The sequence below is a fragment of the Desulfobacter hydrogenophilus genome (assembly GCF_004319545.1).
Lineage (GTDB): Bacteria > Desulfobacterota > Desulfobacteria > Desulfobacterales > Desulfobacteraceae > Desulfobacter > Desulfobacter hydrogenophilus.
This window is the reverse complement of record NZ_CP036313.1, coordinates 1-20,652: the sequence shown is the minus strand read 5'-3', so window position 1 is coordinate 20,652 and position 20,652 is coordinate 1. Positions and strand designations below refer to the sequence as shown.

General features: G+C 44.5%; 27 protein-coding genes. 22 read left to right on the top strand and 5 right to left on the bottom strand.

What is annotated here, in order from left to right; translation table 11 throughout:
* Position 1 precedes the first annotated feature (1 nt).
* Complete coding sequence (gene hflC / locus EYB58_RS00135) at positions 2-985, top strand: protease modulator HflC (RefSeq protein ID WP_111956607.1); 984 nt, start codon at positions 2-4, stop codon at positions 983-985.
* Positions 986-1,093: 108 nt separating this feature from the next.
* Here the strand turns inward: hflC and EYB58_RS00130 are convergent, their stop codons facing one another.
* Positions 1,094-1,198 (bottom strand): 30S ribosomal protein bS22, encoded by a 105-nt coding sequence (locus tag EYB58_RS00130; protein ID WP_004074089.1) that lies wholly within the window; start codon positions 1,196-1,198, stop codon positions 1,094-1,096.
* 104 nt (positions 1,199-1,302) lie between these two features.
* Between EYB58_RS00130 and EYB58_RS00125 the strand changes: the two genes are divergently transcribed.
* The 20 genes from EYB58_RS00125 to EYB58_RS00030 all read left to right on the top strand — a co-directional run bounded on the left by EYB58_RS00125 (position 1,303) and on the right by EYB58_RS00030 (position 16,429).
* On the top strand, positions 1,303-1,815 hold the full coding sequence (locus tag EYB58_RS00125; protein WP_111956605.1) for a hypothetical protein: 513 nt from the start codon (positions 1,303-1,305) through the stop codon (positions 1,813-1,815).
* Positions 1,816-1,958: 143 nt separating this feature from the next.
* The gene (locus tag EYB58_RS00120) at positions 1,959-2,231 is read left to right on the top strand and encodes an FmdB family zinc ribbon protein (RefSeq protein WP_111956603.1); all 273 of its coding nucleotides are present in this window, start codon (positions 1,959-1,961) and stop codon (positions 2,229-2,231) included.
* 81 nt (positions 2,232-2,312) lie between these two features.
* Complete coding sequence (groES, locus tag EYB58_RS00115) at positions 2,313-2,600, top strand: co-chaperone GroES (RefSeq protein WP_111956601.1); 288 nt, start codon at positions 2,313-2,315, stop codon at positions 2,598-2,600.
* 105 nt (positions 2,601-2,705) lie between these two features.
* Complete coding sequence (gene groL, locus EYB58_RS00110) at positions 2,706-4,358, top strand: chaperonin GroEL (RefSeq protein WP_111956599.1); 1,653 nt, start codon at positions 2,706-2,708, stop codon at positions 4,356-4,358.
* Between the two features lie 198 nt (positions 4,359-4,556).
* Positions 4,557-5,261 carry a protein TolQ gene (gene tolQ / locus EYB58_RS00105; protein ID WP_111956597.1) on the top strand — a complete coding sequence of 235 codons (705 nt, stop codon included), beginning with the start codon at positions 4,557-4,559 and terminating at the stop codon, positions 5,259-5,261.
* Complete coding sequence (gene tolR / locus EYB58_RS00100) at positions 5,262-5,681, top strand: protein TolR (RefSeq protein WP_111956595.1); 420 nt, start codon at positions 5,262-5,264, stop codon at positions 5,679-5,681.
* A 9-nt stretch (positions 5,682-5,690) separates the two neighbouring features.
* Positions 5,691-6,662 carry a cell envelope integrity protein TolA gene (gene tolA / locus EYB58_RS00095; protein ID WP_111956593.1) on the top strand — a complete coding sequence of 324 codons (972 nt, stop codon included), beginning with the start codon at positions 5,691-5,693 and terminating at the stop codon, positions 6,660-6,662.
* Positions 6,663-6,849: 187 nt separating this feature from the next.
* A complete protein-coding gene (gene tolB, locus EYB58_RS00090) occupies positions 6,850-8,193 on the top strand; it encodes a Tol-Pal system beta propeller repeat protein TolB (protein ID WP_242637492.1) in 1,344 nt (447 codons plus the stop codon).
* 56 nt (positions 8,194-8,249) lie between these two features.
* Entirely contained in the window at positions 8,250-8,828 is a 579-nt protein-coding gene (gene pal, locus EYB58_RS00085; RefSeq protein WP_111956591.1) for a peptidoglycan-associated lipoprotein Pal, read from the top strand.
* A 126-nt stretch (positions 8,829-8,954) separates the two neighbouring features.
* Positions 8,955-9,800: a tol-pal system protein YbgF gene (gene ybgF / locus EYB58_RS00080; protein ID WP_111956589.1), complete on the top strand. Its 846-nt coding sequence runs from the start codon at positions 8,955-8,957 to the stop codon at positions 9,798-9,800.
* Positions 9,801-9,831: 31 nt separating this feature from the next.
* On the top strand, positions 9,832-10,326 hold the full coding sequence (locus tag EYB58_RS00075) for a crossover junction endodeoxyribonuclease RuvC (protein ID WP_111956587.1): 495 nt from the start codon (positions 9,832-9,834) through the stop codon (positions 10,324-10,326).
* Between the two features lie 2 nt (positions 10,327-10,328).
* Complete coding sequence (gene ruvA, locus EYB58_RS00070; RefSeq protein WP_111956585.1) at positions 10,329-10,970, top strand: Holliday junction branch migration protein RuvA; 642 nt, start codon at positions 10,329-10,331, stop codon at positions 10,968-10,970.
* A complete protein-coding gene (ruvB, locus tag EYB58_RS00065) occupies positions 10,967-12,004 on the top strand; it encodes a Holliday junction branch migration DNA helicase RuvB (RefSeq protein WP_111956583.1) in 1,038 nt (345 codons plus the stop codon). Before ruvA ends, ruvB begins: the two co-directional genes overlap by 4 nt.
* Complete coding sequence (locus tag EYB58_RS00060) at positions 12,004-12,219, top strand: hypothetical protein (protein WP_111956581.1); 216 nt, start codon at positions 12,004-12,006, stop codon at positions 12,217-12,219. The genes ruvB and EYB58_RS00060 overlap by 1 nt, the downstream gene beginning before the upstream one ends.
* A complete protein-coding gene (locus EYB58_RS00055; protein WP_242637491.1) occupies positions 12,216-12,392 on the top strand; it encodes a L,D-transpeptidase in 177 nt (58 codons plus the stop codon). Before EYB58_RS00060 ends, EYB58_RS00055 begins: the two co-directional genes overlap by 4 nt.
* Before the next feature lie 145 nt (positions 12,393-12,537).
* The gene (locus EYB58_RS00050) at positions 12,538-13,482 is read left to right on the top strand and encodes a hypothetical protein (RefSeq protein WP_111956577.1); all 945 of its coding nucleotides are present in this window, start codon (positions 12,538-12,540) and stop codon (positions 13,480-13,482) included.
* A 44-nt stretch (positions 13,483-13,526) separates the two neighbouring features.
* Entirely contained in the window at positions 13,527-13,946 is a 420-nt protein-coding gene (locus EYB58_RS00045) for a bactofilin family protein (RefSeq protein ID WP_111956575.1), read from the top strand.
* Positions 13,947-14,018: 72 nt separating this feature from the next.
* Entirely contained in the window at positions 14,019-14,453 is a 435-nt protein-coding gene (gene rplM, locus EYB58_RS00040; RefSeq protein WP_111956573.1) for a 50S ribosomal protein L13, read from the top strand.
* A gap of 23 nt (positions 14,454-14,476) precedes the next feature.
* Positions 14,477-14,872, top strand: coding sequence for a 30S ribosomal protein S9 (gene rpsI, locus EYB58_RS00035; RefSeq protein ID WP_111956571.1), 396 nt, complete (start codon positions 14,477-14,479; stop codon positions 14,870-14,872).
* Between the two features lie 108 nt (positions 14,873-14,980).
* A complete protein-coding gene (locus tag EYB58_RS00030; protein WP_111956569.1) occupies positions 14,981-16,429 on the top strand; it encodes an exodeoxyribonuclease I in 1,449 nt (482 codons plus the stop codon).
* On the opposite strand, the gene EYB58_RS00025 is transcribed toward EYB58_RS00030, so the two are convergent.
* Positions 16,403-17,155, bottom strand: coding sequence for a PilZ domain-containing protein (locus tag EYB58_RS00025; RefSeq protein WP_111956567.1), 753 nt, complete (start codon positions 17,153-17,155; stop codon positions 16,403-16,405). The genes EYB58_RS00030 and EYB58_RS00025 overlap by 27 nt on opposite strands.
* Positions 17,156-17,226: 71 nt before the next feature.
* Positions 17,227-17,496, bottom strand: a complete 270-nt coding sequence (locus tag EYB58_RS00020; protein WP_111956565.1) for an HU family DNA-binding protein — start codon at positions 17,494-17,496, stop codon at positions 17,227-17,229.
* A gap of 199 nt (positions 17,497-17,695) precedes the next feature.
* Between EYB58_RS00020 and EYB58_RS00015 the strand changes: the two genes are divergently transcribed.
* Positions 17,696-18,169, top strand: a complete 474-nt coding sequence (locus EYB58_RS00015; RefSeq protein ID WP_111956563.1) for a chemotaxis protein CheX — start codon at positions 17,696-17,698, stop codon at positions 18,167-18,169.
* A gap of 63 nt (positions 18,170-18,232) precedes the next feature.
* Here EYB58_RS00015 and EYB58_RS00010 read toward each other — a convergent pair whose 3' ends face one another.
* Positions 18,233-19,615 carry an MBL fold metallo-hydrolase gene (locus EYB58_RS00010; protein WP_111956561.1) on the bottom strand — a complete coding sequence of 461 codons (1,383 nt, stop codon included), beginning with the start codon at positions 19,613-19,615 and terminating at the stop codon, positions 18,233-18,235.
* A gap of 139 nt (positions 19,616-19,754) precedes the next feature.
* Positions 19,755-20,402 carry a peroxiredoxin gene (locus tag EYB58_RS00005; protein ID WP_111956559.1) on the bottom strand — a complete coding sequence of 216 codons (648 nt, stop codon included), beginning with the start codon at positions 20,400-20,402 and terminating at the stop codon, positions 19,755-19,757.
* Between the last annotated feature and the right edge of the window lie 250 nt (positions 20,403-20,652).

The window sequence follows — 20,652 nt, the reverse complement described above, 5'->3', positions numbered from 1 at the left end:
TATGGAAGGTATAAATAAAAATATGGGAAGGGTAAGTGCCGTTTTGCTCGCAGTTGCAGTCGTTGCAGCTCTGGTTCTATATAATTCTGCTTATGTGATAGATGAAACTGAACAGGTGGTTATCACCCAGTTCGGACGTATTGTGGGTGATGCGAAGAAAACACCGGGATTAAAGTTCAAAGTTCCATTTATCCAGAAGGTGAATTATTTCCCCAAAAATTTGCTTGAGTGGGACGGAGATCCGGGACAGATTCCCACAAAGGATAAAACATATATCTGGGTGGATGCCTTTGCCCGATGGCGGATCAGTGATCCTATTGTATATTTCCAGACGGTGAAAGATGAATTCTCTGGGCTTAAAAGGCTGGACGATATTATTGATCCGGCCATGCGTGATTTGATTTCCTCATACTCGCTTGTTGAAAGTGTGAGGAACACAGATCGCCCCATGGATACGTTTGATGCTATCCAGGAGCAGGGGGCCCAGGACGGTGAAGAAACGCCTAAACGGATGGTTCGTTACCGTGTGGATTTAGGGCGGGCTGAAATTGCCCGTCAGATAGAAAAACAGGCCCGGGAAAAATTAACGGATTTCGGAATTCAGGTTGTGGATGTTAAGATTAAGAGAATTAATTATATCGACAGTGTCCGCAGTTCTGTATATGACCGGATGATTGCCGAAAGAAATCAGATTGCAGAAAAATTCAGGGCCGAAGGTGAAGGTGAGGCCAGCAATATCAGAGGAGAAAAAGAACGAGATCTGCAGGTTATCAGATCCCAGGCGTATAAGCAGGCCCAGGAAATAAAGGGTAAGGCTGATGCCAAGGCTACTCGGATCTATTCAGCCGCATATGGTCAGGATCCTGAATTTTATGCGTTTGTGAAGAGTATGGAACTGTATGAAAAGACGCTTGAAAAGGACAGTACTGTTATTTTGTCAACGGATTCAGAGTTGATGAAGTATTTTAAGCAAAGTTCAGATTAAGAGTAAGAGATTTGGATATGTGGGATATGAGTATTGAGCTGAGTTGATACAACTCAATACTCCCCACGGGCTTAGGAAAGAAAAAGGCAAATCCAATTTCTTTAGAACCTATTTTTTCTTTCTTTGATGCCTGGTTTTGGCAAGGAGCTTTCTATGTTTATGCTTGCGCATTTTTTTTCTTCTCTTCTTTATGACGCTGCCCAAAAAAATCACCTCCTTTTAAATTAGTAAAACGATCATTTTATTTGCTAAATTTTGACTATAGCATAGTTTTAAATTAAGTGTCCATTCTTTTGTTGCATGGAGCAGTCGTTTAAATGGCACGGTTTTTTAATGAGAGTGAACTTGAACAGGTGGCTACTGCAGCACTGCGGGCCGAGGAGATGGTATACAATTATTTTAAGTTGTCATCCTCCCAATGGCTTAAAAATAGATATGATATTAAAACGGCCAGAAATCTGGATCCCCATGAGCGGGTAGAAGGCCCTTTTGCCCAGGTGCTTAAGTATGAAGGTCGTCATCAGGACCGGTCGCTATGCTCTTCGGTTTTTAGCCTCTATCATGTCTGTATCCAGGATCCTGCGATTGTTTCATTTATTGCAGAACAATCTAAGATTTGTCTTGCTCCTTTTCTTTTATATATCTTGGTTCATGAGCTTGTCCATGTAGTACGGTTTGCCAGGTTTGAGCATCGCTATGAAAACGCCTGTGAAGCAGAGGTGACCTTGGAAGAAGAAAAAAAAGTGCATGGAATTACCCACGATATTATTGCACCCCAAACTGTGTCTGGGATATTACAAGTTTTTGAATTTTATGCAAAATGGTATTGACAAATTTAAATAGGAATATCCTTAAAAATTTTAAGGGCACATCCTTGACAAGGAAAAAAGACTTATTATTTTAGTTTTGTTTTTCAAGCAAGGAGTCCCGCAAAATAAGCGGTTTCAGCAATTTAGAGGAAGGAAAAACAAAAATGCCGGTTTACGAGTACCAATGTAGTGGGTGCGGACATATAGAAGAGGTTTTTCAGAAAATTTCGGAGTCCCCCTTGGAAGTTTGTCCCAGGTGCAATGGTAAACTAAAAAAGATTATTTCCCAAAGCACCTTTCACCTTAAAGGATCCGGATGGTATGTAACGGATTACGGTGGAACCAAGACAGGTTCTACGCCTAATGAACAATCATCCGCAAAATCAGAAAAGTCAGAAAAGTCAGAAAAGTCAGATTCTACATCAGATTCTAAGTAGATGATGATTTGCTTAACAAATTGACTTAATTCAAAAATAAAATTTAATGCCTAACTTTAATAATTAAAGGAGAATTGTATCATGAGTTTCAGACCATTGAGCGACAGAATTCTTGTTGAACGTGTTGAAGAAAATGAAAAAACCAAAGGCGGTATCATTATCCCGGACACAGCAAAGGAAAAACCTGCTGAAGGTAAAGTGGTTGCAACCGGTAACGGGCGTATGGGCGAAGACGGAAAGCTTCTTCCCATGGACGTGAAAGTTGGTGATCGCGTATTGTTCAGTAAATACGGTGGTACGGAAGTCAAAGTTGACGGAATTGATTATCTGATTATGCGCCAGGACGATGTCCTGGGCGTTGTTGACTAATGTTTGTTAAACCCTGAAACGTATTTTTTATTTCAGGGTGTTAGGCTTAAGTTAATACAGACTTCAATAGAATTTAATGAAATAAATTGACGGAGATAAAATACAATGGCTAAAGAAATTAAGTACGATGCCAAAGCACGTGAAGCTATGCTCAAAGGCGTCCAGGCGCTTGCTGACGCAGTAACTGTTACCCTTGGTCCCAAAGGAAGAAACGTTGTTATTGATAAATCCTGGGGCTCTCCCACTGTTACCAAAGACGGCGTAACTGTTGCCAAAGAGATCGACCTCGAAGATAAGTTTGAAAACATGGGTGCCCAGATGGTTAAAGAGGTATCTTCAAAAACATCTGATATGGCTGGTGACGGTACCACCACCGCCACTGTCCTTGCCCGGGCAATTTACGAAGAAGGTCAGCGTCTGGTTGTTGCCGGCAACAACCCCATGGGAATCAAAAGAGGTATTGACAAGGCGGTTGCCAAGGTCATTGAAACCCTTGAGTCTTTTGCTAAACCTACCAAAGATCAGAACGAAATCGCCCAGGTCGGCACCATCTCCGCCAACAATGATGAAACCATTGGTAACATCATTGCTGAAGCCATGGATAAAGTGGGTAAAGAAGGTGTTATCACCGTTGAAGAAGCCAAATCCATGGATACCACCCTTGATGTTGTTGAAGGTATGCAGTTTGACCGCGGATATCTTTCTCCCTATTTCGCAACCGATACAGAAAAAATGGTTGCTTACCTGGAAAATCCTTTTGTCCTGATCTGCGATAAAAAAGTAGCCTCGATGAAAGATTTGCTTCCTGTTCTGGAAGAGATTGCAAAAACAGGTAAGCCCCTTGTTATCGTTGCAGAGGACGTAGAAGGCGAAGCCTTGGCTACTCTGGTTGTTAATAAACTGCGCGGCACCCTGAATGTGGCTGCTGTGAAAGCGCCCGGTTTTGGTGATAGAAGAAAGGCCATGCTGGAAGATATTGCTATCCTCACCGGCGGTCAGGTTGTTTCCGAAGATATCGGCATCAAACTGGAAAATATTACTCTTCAGGATCTTGGCCAGGCCAAGACAATCACCATTGACAAAGATAATACCACTATTGTTGACGGTGCCGGAGCCAGAGAAGCCCTTGAAGGCCGCGTAAAACAAATTCGTGCCCAAATTGATGAAACTTCTTCTGATTATGACCGTGAAAAACTGCAGGAACGTCTGGCTAAACTGGTCGGCGGTGTGGCTGTAATTAATGTCGGTGCTGCCACTGAAACTGAAATGAAAGAAAAGAAAGCCCGCGTGGAAGATGCGTTAAATGCAACTCGTGCAGCTGTTGAAGAAGGCATTGTTCCTGGCGGCGGTGTGGCCCTGGTTAGATGCATTCCTTCCCTTGATTCCCTTGATGTGGACGGTGAAGAAAAACTGGGTGTTAATGTTATTGCCAAGGCCATTGAATGGCCCCTGCGCAAGATTGCTGACAACGCAGGTGTTGAAGGGTCTGTTGTCATCAATAAAGTTAAAGAGGCGGACGGTGCATTTGGGTACAACGCCAGAACCGACGTATACGAAGACCTTATTGAAGCTGGTGTTATTGATCCTAAGAAAGTGGTTCGATTTGCCCTGCAGAACGCAGCCTCTGTTGCCTCTGTTATGCTGACTACCGAAGCCATGATTGCTGAAAAGCCTGAAGAAAATGCAGGTGGTGGTATGCCTGGTGGAATGGGCGGCGGCATGGGCGGTATGGGCGGTGGAATGCCTGGTATGATGTAATCAATTCTGCCTGTGATACATGAAGCCGGCTTGTTCGGTTATGATGTGATTTAGTAATATTAAGCCCCTTTGTCCAAGGCAAAGGGGCTTTTATTATTTAATCGCAGATGGGTGAGCTTGTGCCCAAACACCATGTAGATTTATGTATTTTTATCTGATATATTTCCCAAGGTGCCAATATAGTTTAAGGAAGAATTTATGACCACTGAATCAGTCGGCCTGTTATATATGCTTACCAATGCCGGGCCAGTTGTAAAGTTTATCATGTTGCTGCTGCTGTTTTTTTCTATTATCTCCTGGTCTATCATATTCATAAAATTTCGGTATGTTAGAACGGCATTCAGAGATTCGGCTTATTTTACCGAAGTGTTTTGGCAATGCCGGACCCTGGCCGATGCCTTTTCCAAGGCCAAGGCGCTTCGCTCCAGTCCCCTGGCCCGAATTTTTATTGCCGCTTACATGGAGGCTTCAAGGACTGAGAATAAGGAAAATCTTGCCGCAAAGAAAAATGCCGGATCGACCCTTCAGACCATGGGAAGTGTCAACCGCACGCTTAATCGGGCCATTAATGTGGAAAACCGGCGGTTGGTTCAGTTGGTGTCCTTTCTGGCAACAGCCGGTAATACTGCCCCTTTTATCGGCCTATTCGGTACGGTGTGGGGTATCATGAGCACCTTCCAGGGGATCGGGCTTTCAGGGTCTGCCAGTCTTGCCGTTGTGGCACCCGGTATTTCCGAGGCCTTAGTGGCTACGGCGGCCGGCCTTGCCGTGGCCATTCCATCGGTTATTGCATATAATTACTTCAATGACCGTATACGGGTGCTGAATTCAGAACTTCAAAGTTTTTCTTCAGATCTTTTGAATATTATTGAACGGGATGTTTTTAAAAAGCTGGAGGCATAAATGCAGCTTGGATCAGGAAATGACCCCTTGATGTCTGAAATCAATGTGACGCCGTTTGTGGATGTCATGCTGGTTTTATTGATAATTTTTATGGTCACGGCACCCATGATGGTTCAGGGTGTGGACGTTGAGCTCCCCACAGCAACTTCGGAATCATTGCCCACGGATGAGCAGAATCTGATCATCTCCATTGATGCTGATATGAAAGTGTATATTAATGAGCAGGAGATCAGCGCCGCGTTTCTGGCAGAAAAGCTTGAAGCTGTCATGGAGAATCTGGATAAGAAAAATGTTTACCTGAAGGCGGATAAAAAAGTGCCCTATGGTGTGGTGGTCAATATCATGTCCCAAATTAAAAAAGCCGGTGTTACCAGCCTTGGCATGATCACCCTGCCTGAGGATGAGACCCCGGCTGGTTAATGGCGTAAGATGAATATTCGGTCTCAAATCCAAAATAGGCGAAGCGTTGCCAGCGAGCTCCAAAGCACCGGCCCTGGAAGGTTCTTTCTGGTTTGCCTGGTATCCCTGATTTGCCATGCGCTTTTTTTTATCAGCCTGTATTTTTTGCATGATTTTCAGTTTTCCGCACCCAAGCCCAAAGTTATTACTGTGGATTTGGTTGCGTTTGCTCCCGGACCTGTCAATGCTCCCACTTCGGAAAAATTATCGATGCCTGGTGAACCGACGCCTGACAAGGCAGACAGTGTGAGCCCTGATGCTGTTTCACAAAGGCCTTCCCAGCCCACTGAACCCAAGAAAGCAGAAATACCGATAATCAAACCTGAGGTCAGTTTGAAGTCAAAGCCCCATAACCTTAAAAATTTGATCGCAGCCCGAGAAAAGGAACCACCCCCAAAAAAGCCGCCAAAAGAAAATTCTGTTGAAAAGAAAAGTAAACAAGAAGAAAAAACCAAGAAAAAGTTAGAACAAGAGTTGGCAAAGACCAAAAAAGAGCAGGCTCAAAAGAGTGAAGAACACAGGCAGGCTCAGCTTAAAAACGCCCTGGAACGGATGAAGGCCTCGGTCGCCTCAAAAGAAAATGGTGCCCAGGGTACAAATCCCAACGGCAATAAGGTTGCTGGTGCTACAGGCGGCGGGGGTGCCGGAGAAGCCAGTCCCTTGACGCTGTATCAGATGATAATCAAGTCTGCCATTGAGCAGAATTGGATTTTCAATGATGCCATGGCCGGACTTGATCAGGATCTTGAAGTCAGAATTTTTATAAAAATATTAAAAAGCGGTGATATCCGGGATATTTCATTTGAGACCCGGTCCGGAAACAATTATCTTGATGACTCTGCTAAAAAGGCAGTACAAAGGGCAAATCCCCTGCCGGAATTGCCCAAAGGGATGTTCTCCTATGAATTGGTGCTCGGGTTTTCCCCCCGGGGCCTTAAATAGTGCCCATCCAGAAATAGCTTTTTTGTCCAATTCCTTCGTTGGATGAAAATTTTAATCCTCGGAATATGTTGTATATGCCTGTGGTTAAAATTTTCATCCGCCTTGAACTTGAACAAGACATCTTATTTCTGGACGGACACTATCACTAAATAGTTTTTGTGGAAATCAAATATAAACAGGTGGTCAAATGAAACAAGGCAAATTTTTGTGTGTGCTGAACCCCATGGTCTGGATATGGGCAAGTATATTTCTCCTGGCTGTCCAGGCCCTGGCAAAGGATTATGATTATATCAGCATTTCAAATCCCTTTTTAAACAAAACGCCTGTTGCGGTGACCTCGTTCAAGGCTTTCAGTGGCCATGAAGCTGAGGTTGCTGCAGGCGCTCAGGCTGAACAGATTCTGAAAGCAGGGCTTGATTTCACAGGATATCTGAAAATTATGGACCCAACTGCCTTTTTATCCAATCCTGGGGAATCAGGCATCCAACTGGGGCAGATAAATTTCAAGGATTGGACAGGCATCGGGGCTGAACTTTTGGTTACAGGAGGCGTAGAAGAGCTTGACGGCCAGGTTAAATTGCAGCTTCGCCTTATGGATACCTTTAATACAAAGCTTTTAGTTGGGAAAATATACAGCGGGCCGACTACCCAGATCCGGGCGATGGTTCATCGGTTTTGTGCGGAAGTTGCCAAAGCGCTGACTGGAAATTTTGGGGTTTTTGGATCAAAAATTGCCTTTGTTTCCACCGTCAATGGTAATAAAGAAATCTATTCTTGCGACTTTGACGGATTTAACCCCCGACAGATCACCCATCATAAAAGTATTTCGTTGTCTCCTGCCTGGTCCCATGACGGTCAATGGCTGGCTTACGTCTCCTATGCCAAGGGAAAACCTGATATTTTTATAAAAAATCTTAGGGAGAACTTGGGAGCCATTGTTAATTATAAAGGGATTAATATTTCTCCGGACTGGATGCCTGGAAAGCTTAATCTGGCGGCAACGTTAAGTTTTTCAGGAGATCAGGAAATATATTTGTTGACCCGTAAAGGAGAAATTATTAAAAGAGTGACCAAGAGCTGGGGATCCAATGTGTCACCTAAATTTTCCCCGGACGGTAGAATGATCGCCTTTACCTCATCCCGGTCCGGCAATCCACAGATTTATATTCAAGGGCTGGATTCGGAAGAGGCGCAGCGCGTAACATTCACTGGAAGATATAATACCAGCCCGGCATGGTCCCCGGACGGAAAAAAGATTGCTTATGTGGGGATTGAAAAAAATAAAATTAATATTTTTGTGATATCTGTTTATCCGCATATCGGTAATCCGGTGCAGTTGACCGCAGAACAGGGCGATAATGAAGATCCTTGTTGGTCACCGGACGGCACCCTGATCGTCTTTAAATCCAAGAGGAACGGCGGAAGAGCAAATTTATTTGTCATGACCGCGGCCGGTACGGATCAGCGCCGACTTCTTTCCATGCCCGGCCTACAGAGTGAACCGGATTGGTCCGGTGACACTGGTTTTTGAACTGATTAGGAAATATAAGCAAGATCGTTAAGGTAAATCAAAAAAGGAGAAGTACGATGAAAAAACAATTGTTGATGAATGTTATGATGGCAGTAATGGTTGTAGGACTTTTAACCATGGTCGCCTGTTCAAAACCACAGGTGGCTGATCCTGGTAATGTATACCAGGGGCAAAGTGAGGAGACAGATGCTGAAAGAGCGGCCCGTCTTGAGGCTGAACGAGCTGCTCGGCTTGAGGCTGACAGAATCAAAGCCCAGCAACTGGACGATCAGCGGCAAGCCCAGATTGCCGAAGCTGAATCCCGTTTCCTGAATCAGAACATTTTATTTGACTATGACAGTGCTGAACTTAGCGATCAGGCTAAGGACCTGCTGCGGGAAAAAGCGGCTTGGCTGCAGGCCAATCCCTCTGAGACCGTTATGATTGAAGGTCATTGTGACGAGCGTGGTACCACGGTTTACAATCTGGCCTTGGGGGAAAGACGCGCCAACGCAGCCCAAAATTATCTTGTGGATTTAGGTGTTTCAGCCCATCGTCTGGGGACGGTCAGCTATGGAGAAGAAAAACCTCTGGATCCGGCATCCACAGAAGCGGCTTATCGCATAAACAGACGGGCACAATTTATATTCAGGTAGAAGACCGGCGGTATAGGCAAGATAACCCTCTTGGGGATGTCTTCTTATACGTTTGGCGGGTATAGACAGACGGAATTGCCTGTCTATACCCATATCTCCTTTAACTATTTTCGGACTTCGTATCAAATGAAACCTTTGTGCTTTTATCCCTGCCTTACAGCCATGGTTTTACTAGCGGGCTGCGTGGCACCCAGTCAGTATCAGGCTCTGGAGACCCGGGTGGCGGTTATGGAACAGAATAACAGCCGCCGGAATGTGCTTGCTCAGACAAATACCGATGACCTTGAGCACCTTAAACAACAGGTGGATGAGTTTTCCAAAAACACCCGTGAGAATTATGCTGAGGTGAAGTATGATCTTCAGTCGCTAAAGGACGACTTTCACAGCATTCAGGGGCAACTTGAAGAGGTGCGTTACAAGTTCGGTATAACTGGGCAGGAACGTCAGGAAAGTTTGGAAAAACGGTTGGAGCGTCTGGATAATGCCATTTCCAAGAATTATGAGAAGGTGATTGCCCTGGAAAAATATATGGGGTTTGAGCCTAGTGTGTCAGGATCGCCTGCCCGGAAGAATGACCCGGTGCCCAGTGAGATGCAAAATTCCGAGGACGGTTTATACAGCTATGCGAAAAAATTGTTTGACCAGGGCGACTTGGAAAGCGCAAAAATTCAGTTTGAGAATTTTATCAACAAATACCCGGATTCCAAAAACGCTGACAATGCAAGATTCTGGATTGCCGATTCTTATTATGCTGAAAAATGGTATGAAAAGGCCATTCTGGAATATCAGAAAGTGCTTGAAAATTATCCAGATTCAAATAAAAATGCGGCCGCCCGGCTTAAGCAGGGATATGCATTTGTAGCCCTTGGTGAAAAGGCCAATGCCAGACTGATTCTCAAAGAGTTGATCACCCGGTATCCCAATTCCCAGGAAGCCAAGTATGCTAAGGAAAAGCTTAAAAATCTCAACTGATTGCGTTTTCCTTTGGTTGTGAAAATAGAATATGAAAATCATAGGCATTGATCCCGGCCTTGCCGGAACCGGCATCGGAGTCATTGAGGGACAGGGGCGTCATATTGCAGGATATTCCTTTGGCAGCATCTCCACAGATGCCGGTGAATCCACGCCGGTGAGGCTGGACAAAATTTATCGTAAAACCAAGTCCTTTCTACTTGAACAACAGCCGGATCTGGTTGTTATTGAAGACATTTACTCCCTTGAAAAATATCCGGGATCGGGTATCATGCTGGGCAAAGTCTCAGGGGTGCTGATTTTAGCGGCTTTCAAGGCGGATGTGCAGATTCGCGAGGTGGCTGTCAGGGAAGTTAAAAAGGTGATTTCGGGAAACGGCGGTGCGGATAAGCGTCAGGTGGAACGTGCCGTGCGCCACTTATTAAATCACCATGAGCCCATTCGTCCTTTTCACGCTTCGGATGCGTTGGGAATGGCATTGACCGGGCTTTTCCGATATGGGGGGGATTGGGGGGCAAGGATTTAAATATGATCGCATATCTTGAGGGAAAAATTCTTAGTAAAGAGGCGGATGGCATCATCCTGCTGGCTGGCCATATCGGTTATGAGATCCTTTTGGACACCATTACGTTGTCTATGTGCATGGAAAAATCCCAGGCGAATGAAACAATTGCGCTGTATATTTATTATCATGTGACTGATCGGCAACCTAAGCCCGTGCTCATCGGATTTTTGACTCCGGATGATAAGGATTTTTTTCAGTTGTTCATCACCGTGGCCGCCATCGGGCCCATGAAGGCAATAAAGGCGTTGACAAGACCGGTGCCCCAGGTGGCCCGAGCCATTGAAGACCGTGATACGGTCTTTTTGTCACAGTTGACAGGTATCGGAAAAAGAACAGCAGAAAAAATTGTGGCCACCCTTAACGGAAAGGTTTTAGCGTTTGCTGCAACCCAAAGCCCTGAACCGGACCCTGGGCCAACCGAACCAACAGATTTTCTGCCTGAAGAAAAGCAGCTCATGGTCAGTCAGGTGACTGAGGTCCTCACTGAACAGCTTGGGCATTCTGGGTCATCGGCAAGAAGAATGATTAAACAAGCCCTTGAAAAAAATCCAGGCATCAGTTCCCCTGAAGACCTGTTTGACGAAATTTATCAGGAGACCAGATGACGGTTGACGGCGACATTTTAAGCTATAGTTCAGATAAAAAGGGCGTGGTTTCAGAAAAGCTGAAAATCGAAGACCATTCCCAGGAGATTGTTTCCCTTCGTCCCGGGTGCTTTGATGATTATGTGGGACAGACCGCAGCCGTGGAAACACTCAAGATCGCCATCCAGGCGGCAAAAATGCGAGGGGAACCTTTAGATCATATTTTGTTGCACGGCCCTCCGGGGCTTGGGAAAACAACGGTGTCCTACATTATTGCAAATGAAATGGGAAAAGATTTGACCGTTACCTCCGGCCCAACCCTGGAAAAAGGTGGAGATCTTGTGGGTATTCTGACCAATCTGGGGGAGGGAGATATCCTCTTTGTTGACGAAATTCATAGGATTCCAAAAGTGGTGGAAGAGTTTCTTTATCCGGCCATGGAGGATTTTGCCGTGGATTTTGTCTTTGACAAGGGAATCCATGCCAGAAGCCACCGGTACCGGCTTAAACAGTTTGTACTCATCGGGGCAACCACCCGGGTGGGACTTTTGTCCGCGCCGTTAAGAGACCGCTTTGGCATATTTCGTACCCTTGATTTTTATTCTTTTGAAGAGTTGACAGTGATTATTCAGCGATCGGCCATGCTTTTGAAGACGCGTATCACAGATGACGGCGCTTTGGAACTTGCTAAAAGATCACGGGGAACCCCTAGAATTGCCAACCGGCTTCTCAAGCGTGTCCGGGATTATGCCATGGTCAGGCATCAGGGACTTATGACGGCGAAGGGCGTTCAGGAGGCCCTGTATTTAGAAGGCATTGATGACCTGGGTCTGACTCCTTTGGATCGCAATTATCTTGAAACGATTATTCGGTTTTACAACGGCGGGCCTGTTGGAATAGAAGCCATTTCAGCGACCCTGCAGGAGGAGACTGATACTTTGGTGGATGTGGTGGAACCCTATTTATTGAAAATCGGCCTTGCGCTGCGCACTTCCAGCGGCAGAAGAGCATCGGAAAATGCGTACCGGCATTTGAATTTAGAAAAAAGAGGGTAATGATCGACAAAACGAAATTAACAATGCCCATGGGCGTAATGATTATAACCGTCTGTCTGGTATGGCTTTATCCGGGAATGGCGGCCCTCGCGGCATCAGTGCCGGGGGCTTTGATCCGGATACCTGAAAATGAAAATGCCATTCTAATTATCTGGATCTGCGCCTTGGCAAGCAGGGTTCCGCCGTATGGATTCACGGAACAGACAAGCCTTTGAAACCCACGGATTCAAATGGGTGCGTTGCCCTGGAAAATAAAAATATCATTGCCCTCTCTGATTTCATTCACCTGGACGCCACGCCCTTGATTATTGTTGAACAGATTGATTCTACTTCCTTGGTAAACGGCAATTTTTTATTCGTCAGGGAACTGTCGCGTCCCTTATTATAGGAGATATTTTCCAGACAAAAGATAAAGCTTTTAACTCCGGTGAGCCACCGTTGCTGGCAGCTTCAAGAACGCTTTTTCAGGATGAGTCAACAGAATAAATTGGTGAGGGCAGAAAACGGCTTAAACTTGTCAGACAGGATGGGGAATGGAAGATATTTCGAGAGAACTGGAAAGGGAAATAGCCCAAATAAAACCTGCGCCGCATAAAATGCGCAAGGAAAATAGTATCTTGATCATTAATGATTTCGGTGAAATGCGATCCGGGGCTTTTTTGAAAGTTTTTGTTTATTTTTTTTTGGTAATCAGCTTGATAGGGGGACTGGGTACCGTTGTATTTTATCGGCTCTATTCCAAAGTGAACAATCAGAATATCCAATTAAAGAATTCCCAGGACGTTTTTGAAAAAAAAGTAGACCGTTTGACCAGTGAAAAAGAAATTCTCATGGCCAGGTTGGTGGTGACGGGTAATGCAGTTGAACTTGAAGCATTGACCCGTCACGGAAAGATTGGTCAGGACCCTCCCAAGCAAGAACAACGCTCAGGCATGAAGGGGAAATTGGATGGCGCTGAATTTTTGCCTACAGGGACAACGCCTGATTCGAAAATCGGTAAAGGTGATCGTGTTGGGTTGGATGATAACAATTCAGCATCAAGTCCGGCTCAATCCGGTGAACGCGCTGACCAGTCAGTAGAGCAATTCCCTGACGCGTTGTCTAACGTAAGCATTGGATCGTTTTCGCTTTCATCGGGCAGGGATGCCCATGAGCTCATTGTTCGGTTTAATGTCAGGAATACTACAGAAAATTCCAAGGAAATATCCGGTCGGATTTTCTGGGTACTCAGACCCAAAGGTGCCACACCTGATAAATGGGTGGTGATACCCAAATCCTCAATTATGAAAAACGGTGTTCCCGGTCCCTATAAACAAGGTCATTATTTTTCTATTTCCCGGTTTAAACCTATTCAGCTCACCATCAACACCAAGACGCCGCTGCAGGATTTTTCCGATGCTTCCGTATTTATATTTGACGAAACCGAAAAATTGTTATTTAAGACCACCTTTGACATTGAAAAAAATAAACATGATTGATACGGATTTTTAAATTTTACGTGCTTTGTAAGGAGGCCGGCGTTGTGAGAAAAAATACGAAAAATTTAAGCATCATTGATAAGGAACTCAAGATTGACGGCTCCATAGAAAGTTGTGGAAAACTTATCATCAAAGGAGAGGTAAAGGGCACAATTGATGGAGATGTTGTAATTATTGCCCAGGATGGCGAGGTTCACTCAACTTTGACAAAGGTCTCTAGTCTGATCATTGGTGGCAGCTTTAAAGGAGAGTTGATCGCCTCTAAAGAGTTGATTATTCTGGCCACCGGTTCCTGTGCAGGAAAAGTTGTATGCCAGGACCTGATTGTGGAAAACGGCGGAGTGCTTAATGCGGATATCTCCTGTAAGACATCCAGCAAAATGGCGCCTGCCAAGAAAGAGAGCTCGTTTTTTTCAAAGGAGGGCGGATCAAAGCAGAAAGAGGAAAAACAGATAGAATTATAAAAACGCTTGACTTTAAAAGCGAAGTTCTATAGTTATACCTGATTGCGTTTATTTAGAGGAGCATGGAGAACATTGGAAAAATATACATACAGTGCGAAAAGATCTGACAACAAAGAAAACTGGTGCATTATTGATGCAAAAGACCAAGTGCTTGGGCGGCTTGCTTCCCAGATAGCGTATAGAATCCGGGGTAAACATAACACACTTTTCACCCCCCATGTGGACACTGGTGACTGGGTGATTGTTGTCAATGCGGACAAGGTACGTTTGACCGGAAATAAAATGGGACAGAAAACCTATTACCGTCATTCTGGTTATATCGGGGGAATTAAATCCCAGACGGCTAAAGAGATGCTTGGGAAAAACCCCGAAAATGTTTTAAAAAAGGCTGTTCGCGGGATGCTTCCAAAAAACAGACTGGGCCGTAAACTTGGGAAAAAGTTATTTGTTTATGCAGGCGATCAGCATCCCCACGCTGCCCAGAAGCCTCAGGTTGTTGAATTCTAATACATAAGGACTTGATAGAATAAATGGAAAGTGCAAACCAATTTTACGCAACAGGTAAGCGGAAGAATTCTGTGGCCAAAGTGTGGCTTATGCCTGGTACAGGAAAGATTGTTGTTAATGATAGGGCATTGGATGAGTATTTTGATATCCCGGTAAACAGGAATGTGTTGATTTCTCCTCTTACTCTCACTGATAAAAGCGATGCCTTTGATATTAAAATAACTGTGATGGGCGGTGGGGCTAGCGGTCAGGCAGGCGCAATTCGTCACGGCGTTTCCAAAGCGCTTGTTTTATCCGATCCGGATCTGCGTGGTGTTTTGAAATCTGCAGGTTTTATTACCAGGGACGCTAGACAGAAAGAGCGTAAAAAATACGGTCAAAAGGGAGCAAGAGCAAGCTTCCAGTTCTCAAAGAGATAAAATACACTATCTCATTTTACGTATTCAAAAAATATCAAAGGGAAGCAAATTTATATTTGCTTCCCTTTTTTGAGTTTTAACGTATTGGATTCATCCCTTATATAATCAATGCAAACACTTTTATTCTATGATATCGAAACTTCCGGGCTGAATCCAGCCTTTGACCAGGTACTGACCTTTGCGTGCATTCGCACGGATCTGTCTTTAAATGAGATCGGCAGAGAGGATATTGTCATTCGTCTCAGGAAGGATATCGTCCCCTCTCCATGGGCGTTTCTTACGCACAAACTTGATGCTCAAATACTTGAGACCGGTATCTGTGAATATGATGCAGCCTTGAAAATTCATGGACTTTTGAATACGCCACAGACCATCAGCATAGGGTATAATTCCCTTGGATTTGATGACGAATTTTTACGTTTCCTTTTTTATCGTAATCTATTGGATCCGTATTCGCATCAGTTTGCTAACGGGTGCAGCCGGATGGATATGTTGCCGATTACATTGATATATTATCTTTTCTGTGCCCAGGCGCTTTCCTGGCCTGTGCTTGAAAATGGGCAGCCAACCATGAAACTTGAGCATTTAACCCGGCAAAATAAATTTAAGACTTCGGGTAGGGCTCATGAAGCCATGAGTGATGTTGAATCTGTTGTTGGTCTTGCAGAGGCGTTTTCAAAATACAGCAGAATCTGGTCGTATGTCCAAAGTTTTTTCGACAAGAATGATGATCTTAAACGCATGAACAGTCTTCAGAGTTCGAAATTATCTCAGGCGTACGGAATGGATTTAGCCCTTATGGTATCAGTCTCATTTGGTGCAGACTGCAACTATATGGCCCCAGTGGTTTATGTGGGTGGATCTGTTCCTTATAAAAATCAAAGCCTGTGGATTCGTTTGGATAAGGACAGGTTGTTTGACCGGATAGATGAGGCCTTTGGCGTATATGATCTCATTACAATACGAAAAAAGCCGGGTGATCAATTGTTTATTTTGCCTGTTCTGGATCGTTTTTGGGAAAAACTTTCACCTGGATCGCGTACAGTGTGTATACGGAATCTTGATTTTATAAAACAGAACATGTCCGGTTTTGATAAAACGGTCAGTTTTCATCAGAATTTCAAATATCCCCAGGTGCCTGATATAGATCCCGATGCGGATTTGTATCAGAGCGGGTTCTTTTCATTTCAAGATAAAAAAGAGATCGCGATTTTTCATAAAGCAGAAGAAAAAAACAGATGTCAGATTGCCCAGGGCTTTCAAAGTGACAGGGTGCGGATGCTGGCCCAAAGAATCCTTGTGCGCAATTTCAATGAAAATCCGGGTTGTGCCCCTGAGTTCTGTGCGCATTTAAAATGCCTTTGTGGGAGTGATCCGGAGGAATCTATCAAAGGGTACAAGGCGGATGTCAAATTGACCTGTGCCAAGGCGCTTGACGAGCTTGAAAAAATTGAAACAGAAACAATGCAGTCCTTTGATTCTGGCCAGAAAGATCTTTTAAAGTGGCTTAAAGTCCATATTCAGGGTCAATTATCTTTTTTTGCTGATGCGTTTTAATTCCTCTATCTGGGCAGTGTGGATGAACAGGTTTAGCACCTCTTCATCCTCTCTGGTAATGTTAGTGATCTTCAGGCCGATCAATGTATGGATTTCTGAATAATTAATGTTTATTCGCGCAACCTGAATTTGAACGGGTACAGTTTTTTTAGCGCCCGGTTGGTCACGATCCACTAACGCAAGCCCCATGATCATCTTTGTACCGACTTTCAGCGCAGACAAGGGGGACGGGCGCTGCCCTTTTTTTTCAAGTATGACAAGACCTAAACCTGAAAAAGAGATGTCCTTTATTTTGAAATCACCCGGTGTTCGGTATTCCTGTTTATTATAGACTATTTTACCCTTTACCGCATACCTGTTGGTCATTAGAAGCCTGAATGCGGACCGTATATTAGTTTCGATGGCTGGTAGCCGGTATTGCACCACAAATGCTTTTACCGGGGTACCGTCGGCCATGGGATAGTTGCTGGTAAACTGGGTCGGCTTGCAACGGATTCCTATCCGGAGCCTGCGTTGCTTAATATAAACAAGCGTTGTCAGGTGAAGCTGTTCAAACGGTGTGTTTTGGGTTACAGGAATACTTGGTTGGGCAAGGGTGATGGTTTGTTTTTTATAATCAGCATCATAAATAATAGAGGCTTTTGAAATGGGAAAATCGGTATTTATGTTAAATACCAGATTTACTCCCACCGAAGGGAAAAATATTTTTTTGACGTCAAATTCCATGCCCTACAATTTAATCAGGCAGTATTGACTCCCCCGTCAATGCTGCCTGATTGATGCCTGTGTAATATAAATTACTTTACAGCGTCTTTAAGTGCTTTTCCGGGTACGAATTTGGGAACATTTCTGGCCGGAATATTGATTTCTTTTCCTGTCTGGGGGTTTCTGCCTTTCCTCTCTTTTCTCTCAGCGGTTTTGAATGTGCCAAAACCCACCAAGGTAACAGAGTCATTAGAAGCCAGCGCATCAGTGATTGTTTCAATCATGCAGTCAACAGCTGCCTGAGCGTCTTTTTTACTGCTGAGAACTTCTGAAACCTTGTTAATTAAATCGCCTTTGTTCATCGTGCTCACTCCTTTTTTTGGGGTTTGTTAGGAAATATTTAAGTTAAAAGTATATTTTTAGTGAAAATATTTTCATTCAGCTTTTCTGGCTACGTTACGTCGTTGAGCCGCGTGTGTCAAGTATTTATTCGGTTTTATTAAAAATTGGTTGCCTGTTTTCTCTGGACAGCATAAAATGTTTGAAAACTAGGAGGTAAAAATGGATGTAGCGCTTGTCAATCCTTTCATTGAAGGAACTTTACACATTCTTGACACCACTGCTCTAGTAAAAGTAAAGCCAGAGCCGCCTTTTTTAAAGAGAGATACCGTTCATCATGGCGATATTTCAGGGCTTTTGACGGTTGAGGGAGATTTGGAAGCAACCGTTGCGATTTCTTTTACCAAAAAAAGTATATTAGGCATTGTATCGGCTATGTTTGGCGAGGAAATGACCGAAATTAATGAAGAAATTACCGATGCAGTTGGTGAGATCAGCAACATGGTTGCCGGACATGTGACAACAAAAATTGGGGAATTGGGAAAAAAAGTAAAAGTTAAATTCGTAAGGGTTGTGACCGGTCAAACCGAGGAAATTTTACATACCGAGGCCGGTAGTCATGTCGTAGGTATCCCCTTTCGTACAACCAAGGGTAAGGTGTTGCTTGAAATTTGTTATTCGGATCAAAGTTCATGATCAAAATTTTGCCTATCTGTGGTGCTTAAATGTTGATCATGAACCCGAAAAAAGTTTAGATTATTACACTAAGGGCAGATTCGCGTTGTGCCAGGCAAATATGCCGCCTGCCTGTGATTTTATATTGGTAAATCCCTGGTCTTTAAGAAAACTGGCTGCAATATTGGCCCGGTATCCGCTGCCGCATTGCAAAACTATCTCCCGGTCTTTATCTGCTTTGGGCATTTTATGATCTAAAATATCGGTCAAAGGAAAGTGAATGGCGTGTTCAATATGACCGTTATTCCACTCTGCCATGGTACGGACATCCAGAATTAAGGGGCCATCCGGACCATTTTTTTTGTGAAGCTGCAAGGGAGAAATCTGGGCCAGCTGATCCACAGGTCTGCCACTCATGAGCCATTCATTTATACCGCCTGAAAGATATCCTAGGACTGTATCATAGCCTATACGGTGAAGTTCGGTGAGCATCCGGTCGTACGCATCCCGGTTTTCCACCACCAATAGCAGTTCAGTGCCCGGATCAATCACCATCCCCACCCAGTTAGCCAATTGCTTTTCAAACCCGATGTTGATGCTGCCGGGAATGTGGAATCCACCATATGCAGCACTGTCCCGGGTGTCCATGACCAATGTGGTTTCCTCTTCCATCAATTCCTGGAACTGGTCGGGTGTCAGTCGTTTGTCCAGGGTGCATGCATCCAGTAGGTCTGCGCCTTTTCTATTGGTGGAAATGATATATGAAAAGCTTTTGGGCCGGGCCGGGAAGGCAGACATAATGTTTTCTTTAAAAGCCTCAAAGGAATCAAACTGCAGCATGGGGTTTGCGCTGCGTTCATATCCCAGCGTGGAACTCTTTTTTGAGCTCATGCCCCTGCCGCAAAGAGACCCTTCTCCATGGGCGGGATAGACTTCAAGGTAGTCGGGATAGGCTGCAAGGGTTTTGTACAGGCTGTTGTAAAGGTTCTCAACCTGTTCATCCAGGATTTCGGCACCAGGAAGGTCGGGCCGTCCAATATCCCCCACAAACAGCAGATCTCCGGTCAGAATCATTTCCGGTTTATCGGAACGTCCTGTGTCCGTGACGACTAGGGAAATGGAATTGGGCGTATGACCCGGTGTGTGCAGCACTTCCACCTTTGCCGCCCCAAGGGTGAAAACATCGCCTGGTTCAATACCCTTATGGGCATAACTGATTTCTACACTGTCATTAATATAAATATCCGCGCCGGTAGCTGCGCTTAACTCCTGGTCGCCTGAAATATGGTCTGCATGAAGGTGTGTATTGACAATATGGGTGATGCGCATACCTTCCTGGTAAGCAATGTCCAGATAGTCCTGAATGTCCCTTTTGGGATCCACGACCATCATTTGTTGTGCGGCAGGGCAGCCAATGCAATAGGACTGGCACCCAAGACCTTTTACTGAAATTTGGTTAAAATACATGGAGCAGGCCTCCTTTTGAAGTAAATAACTTGTTAAGCTGATATAATTTCAACTTGTTGATAATGATACATTGATATCGCAGGAAGGCCCGGAAAAATAGATTTTCCGGGCCTGGTGCTATATTTTATTTAACGTAGGATTAGAGCGCTTTGTGACAGAACCACCAGTCGTATCCTTCGTATTGACTCATCCGTTGCGCCGCATCCTGTTGTGACTGTGGCGGCGGAATAATGACCCGGTCTTTGAGAAGTTCATTCTCCGGCCAGTTGGCAGGCATGGCCACCCCGTTTTGATCCGAAGTAATCAACGCCTTTGTGGCCCGGACAATTTCATCCATATTCCGTCCGATTTCCTGGGGATAATACAGGAGCAAGCGCACTTTGCTTTCAGGATCAACCACAAACACCGCCCTCACCGTATTGGAGCCCTTACCTGGATGCAGCATGCCCAACTTGTTTGCCACTGAGTCGTTGGCCGCAATCACGGGAAATGTAATTTCGATATCAAGGTTTTCCTTGATCCATTCAACCCATTTAATATGGCTGAATATTTGGTCCACAGACATGCCGATCAGCTTTACCCCCATTTTTTCAAACTGGGCAACACGGCTCTGAAAATCTGCAAATTCAGTGGTGCAAACCGGGGTGAAATCAGCCGGATGGCTGAAAAGAACAAACCATTTCCCTTTCATATCATTGGGTAGACTCATGGGACCATGGGTGGTGGCCACATTCATTTCCGGAAATTCATCACCAAGAAGGGGCGGGTTTGTGTTTTGTTGTTCCATGTTTTTTCTCCTTTTTTGATATCAGATTAAACTACGTATTTGTTTATTTCTACCTGAGATCTATTTATGTATCTAAGGGGCCTCAGCATTTTTCGTTTTTTTGTTCAGCAGGTTCCGTGCCAAACATGTTCTTTTAAATTGGTTCGGTTTAAAGTCCCTTTGAAGCGGTCTGATGAAATATCAATTTCCAGATAGAAAGCCTTTGTAAAAAAAGGGGGTTAGGTTTTTTTGGGGAGGTTGCCGGTAATGT

Coding starts and splice junctions, on each gene's coding strand:
- hflC (WP_111956607.1), top strand. CDS start 2: ATGGAAGGTATAAATAAAAATATGGGAAGGGTAAGTGCCGTTTTGCTC.
- EYB58_RS00125 (WP_111956605.1), top strand. CDS start 1,303: ATGGCACGGTTTTTTAATGAGAGTGAACTTGAACAGGTGGCTACTGCA.
- EYB58_RS00120 (WP_111956603.1), top strand. CDS start 1,959: ATGCCGGTTTACGAGTACCAATGTAGTGGGTGCGGACATATAGAAGAG.
- groES (WP_111956601.1), top strand. CDS start 2,313: ATGAGTTTCAGACCATTGAGCGACAGAATTCTTGTTGAACGTGTTGAA.
- groL (WP_111956599.1), top strand. CDS start 2,706: ATGGCTAAAGAAATTAAGTACGATGCCAAAGCACGTGAAGCTATGCTC.
- tolQ (WP_111956597.1), top strand. CDS start 4,557: ATGACCACTGAATCAGTCGGCCTGTTATATATGCTTACCAATGCCGGG.
- tolR (WP_111956595.1), top strand. CDS start 5,262: ATGCAGCTTGGATCAGGAAATGACCCCTTGATGTCTGAAATCAATGTG.
- tolA (WP_111956593.1), top strand. CDS start 5,691: ATGAATATTCGGTCTCAAATCCAAAATAGGCGAAGCGTTGCCAGCGAG.
- tolB (WP_242637492.1), top strand. CDS start 6,850: ATGAAACAAGGCAAATTTTTGTGTGTGCTGAACCCCATGGTCTGGATA.
- pal (WP_111956591.1), top strand. CDS start 8,250: ATGAAAAAACAATTGTTGATGAATGTTATGATGGCAGTAATGGTTGTA.
- ybgF (WP_111956589.1), top strand. CDS start 8,955: ATGAAACCTTTGTGCTTTTATCCCTGCCTTACAGCCATGGTTTTACTA.
- EYB58_RS00075 (WP_111956587.1), top strand. CDS start 9,832: ATGAAAATCATAGGCATTGATCCCGGCCTTGCCGGAACCGGCATCGGA.
- ruvA (WP_111956585.1), top strand. CDS start 10,329: ATGATCGCATATCTTGAGGGAAAAATTCTTAGTAAAGAGGCGGATGGC.
- ruvB (WP_111956583.1), top strand. CDS start 10,967: ATGACGGTTGACGGCGACATTTTAAGCTATAGTTCAGATAAAAAGGGC.
- EYB58_RS00060 (WP_111956581.1), top strand. CDS start 12,004: ATGATCGACAAAACGAAATTAACAATGCCCATGGGCGTAATGATTATA.
- EYB58_RS00050 (WP_111956577.1), top strand. CDS start 12,538: ATGGAAGATATTTCGAGAGAACTGGAAAGGGAAATAGCCCAAATAAAA.
- rpsI (WP_111956571.1), top strand. CDS start 14,477: ATGGAAAGTGCAAACCAATTTTACGCAACAGGTAAGCGGAAGAATTCT.
- EYB58_RS00030 (WP_111956569.1), top strand. CDS start 14,981: ATGCAAACACTTTTATTCTATGATATCGAAACTTCCGGGCTGAATCCA.
- EYB58_RS00025 (WP_111956567.1), bottom strand. CDS start 17,155: ATGGAATTTGACGTCAAAAAAATATTTTTCCCTTCGGTGGGAGTAAAT.
- EYB58_RS00020 (WP_111956565.1), bottom strand. CDS start 17,496: ATGAACAAAGGCGATTTAATTAACAAGGTTTCAGAAGTTCTCAGCAGT.
- EYB58_RS00015 (WP_111956563.1), top strand. CDS start 17,696: ATGGATGTAGCGCTTGTCAATCCTTTCATTGAAGGAACTTTACACATT.
- EYB58_RS00010 (WP_111956561.1), bottom strand. CDS start 19,615: ATGTATTTTAACCAAATTTCAGTAAAAGGTCTTGGGTGCCAGTCCTAT.
- EYB58_RS00005 (WP_111956559.1), bottom strand. CDS start 20,402: ATGGAACAACAAAACACAAACCCGCCCCTTCTTGGTGATGAATTTCCG.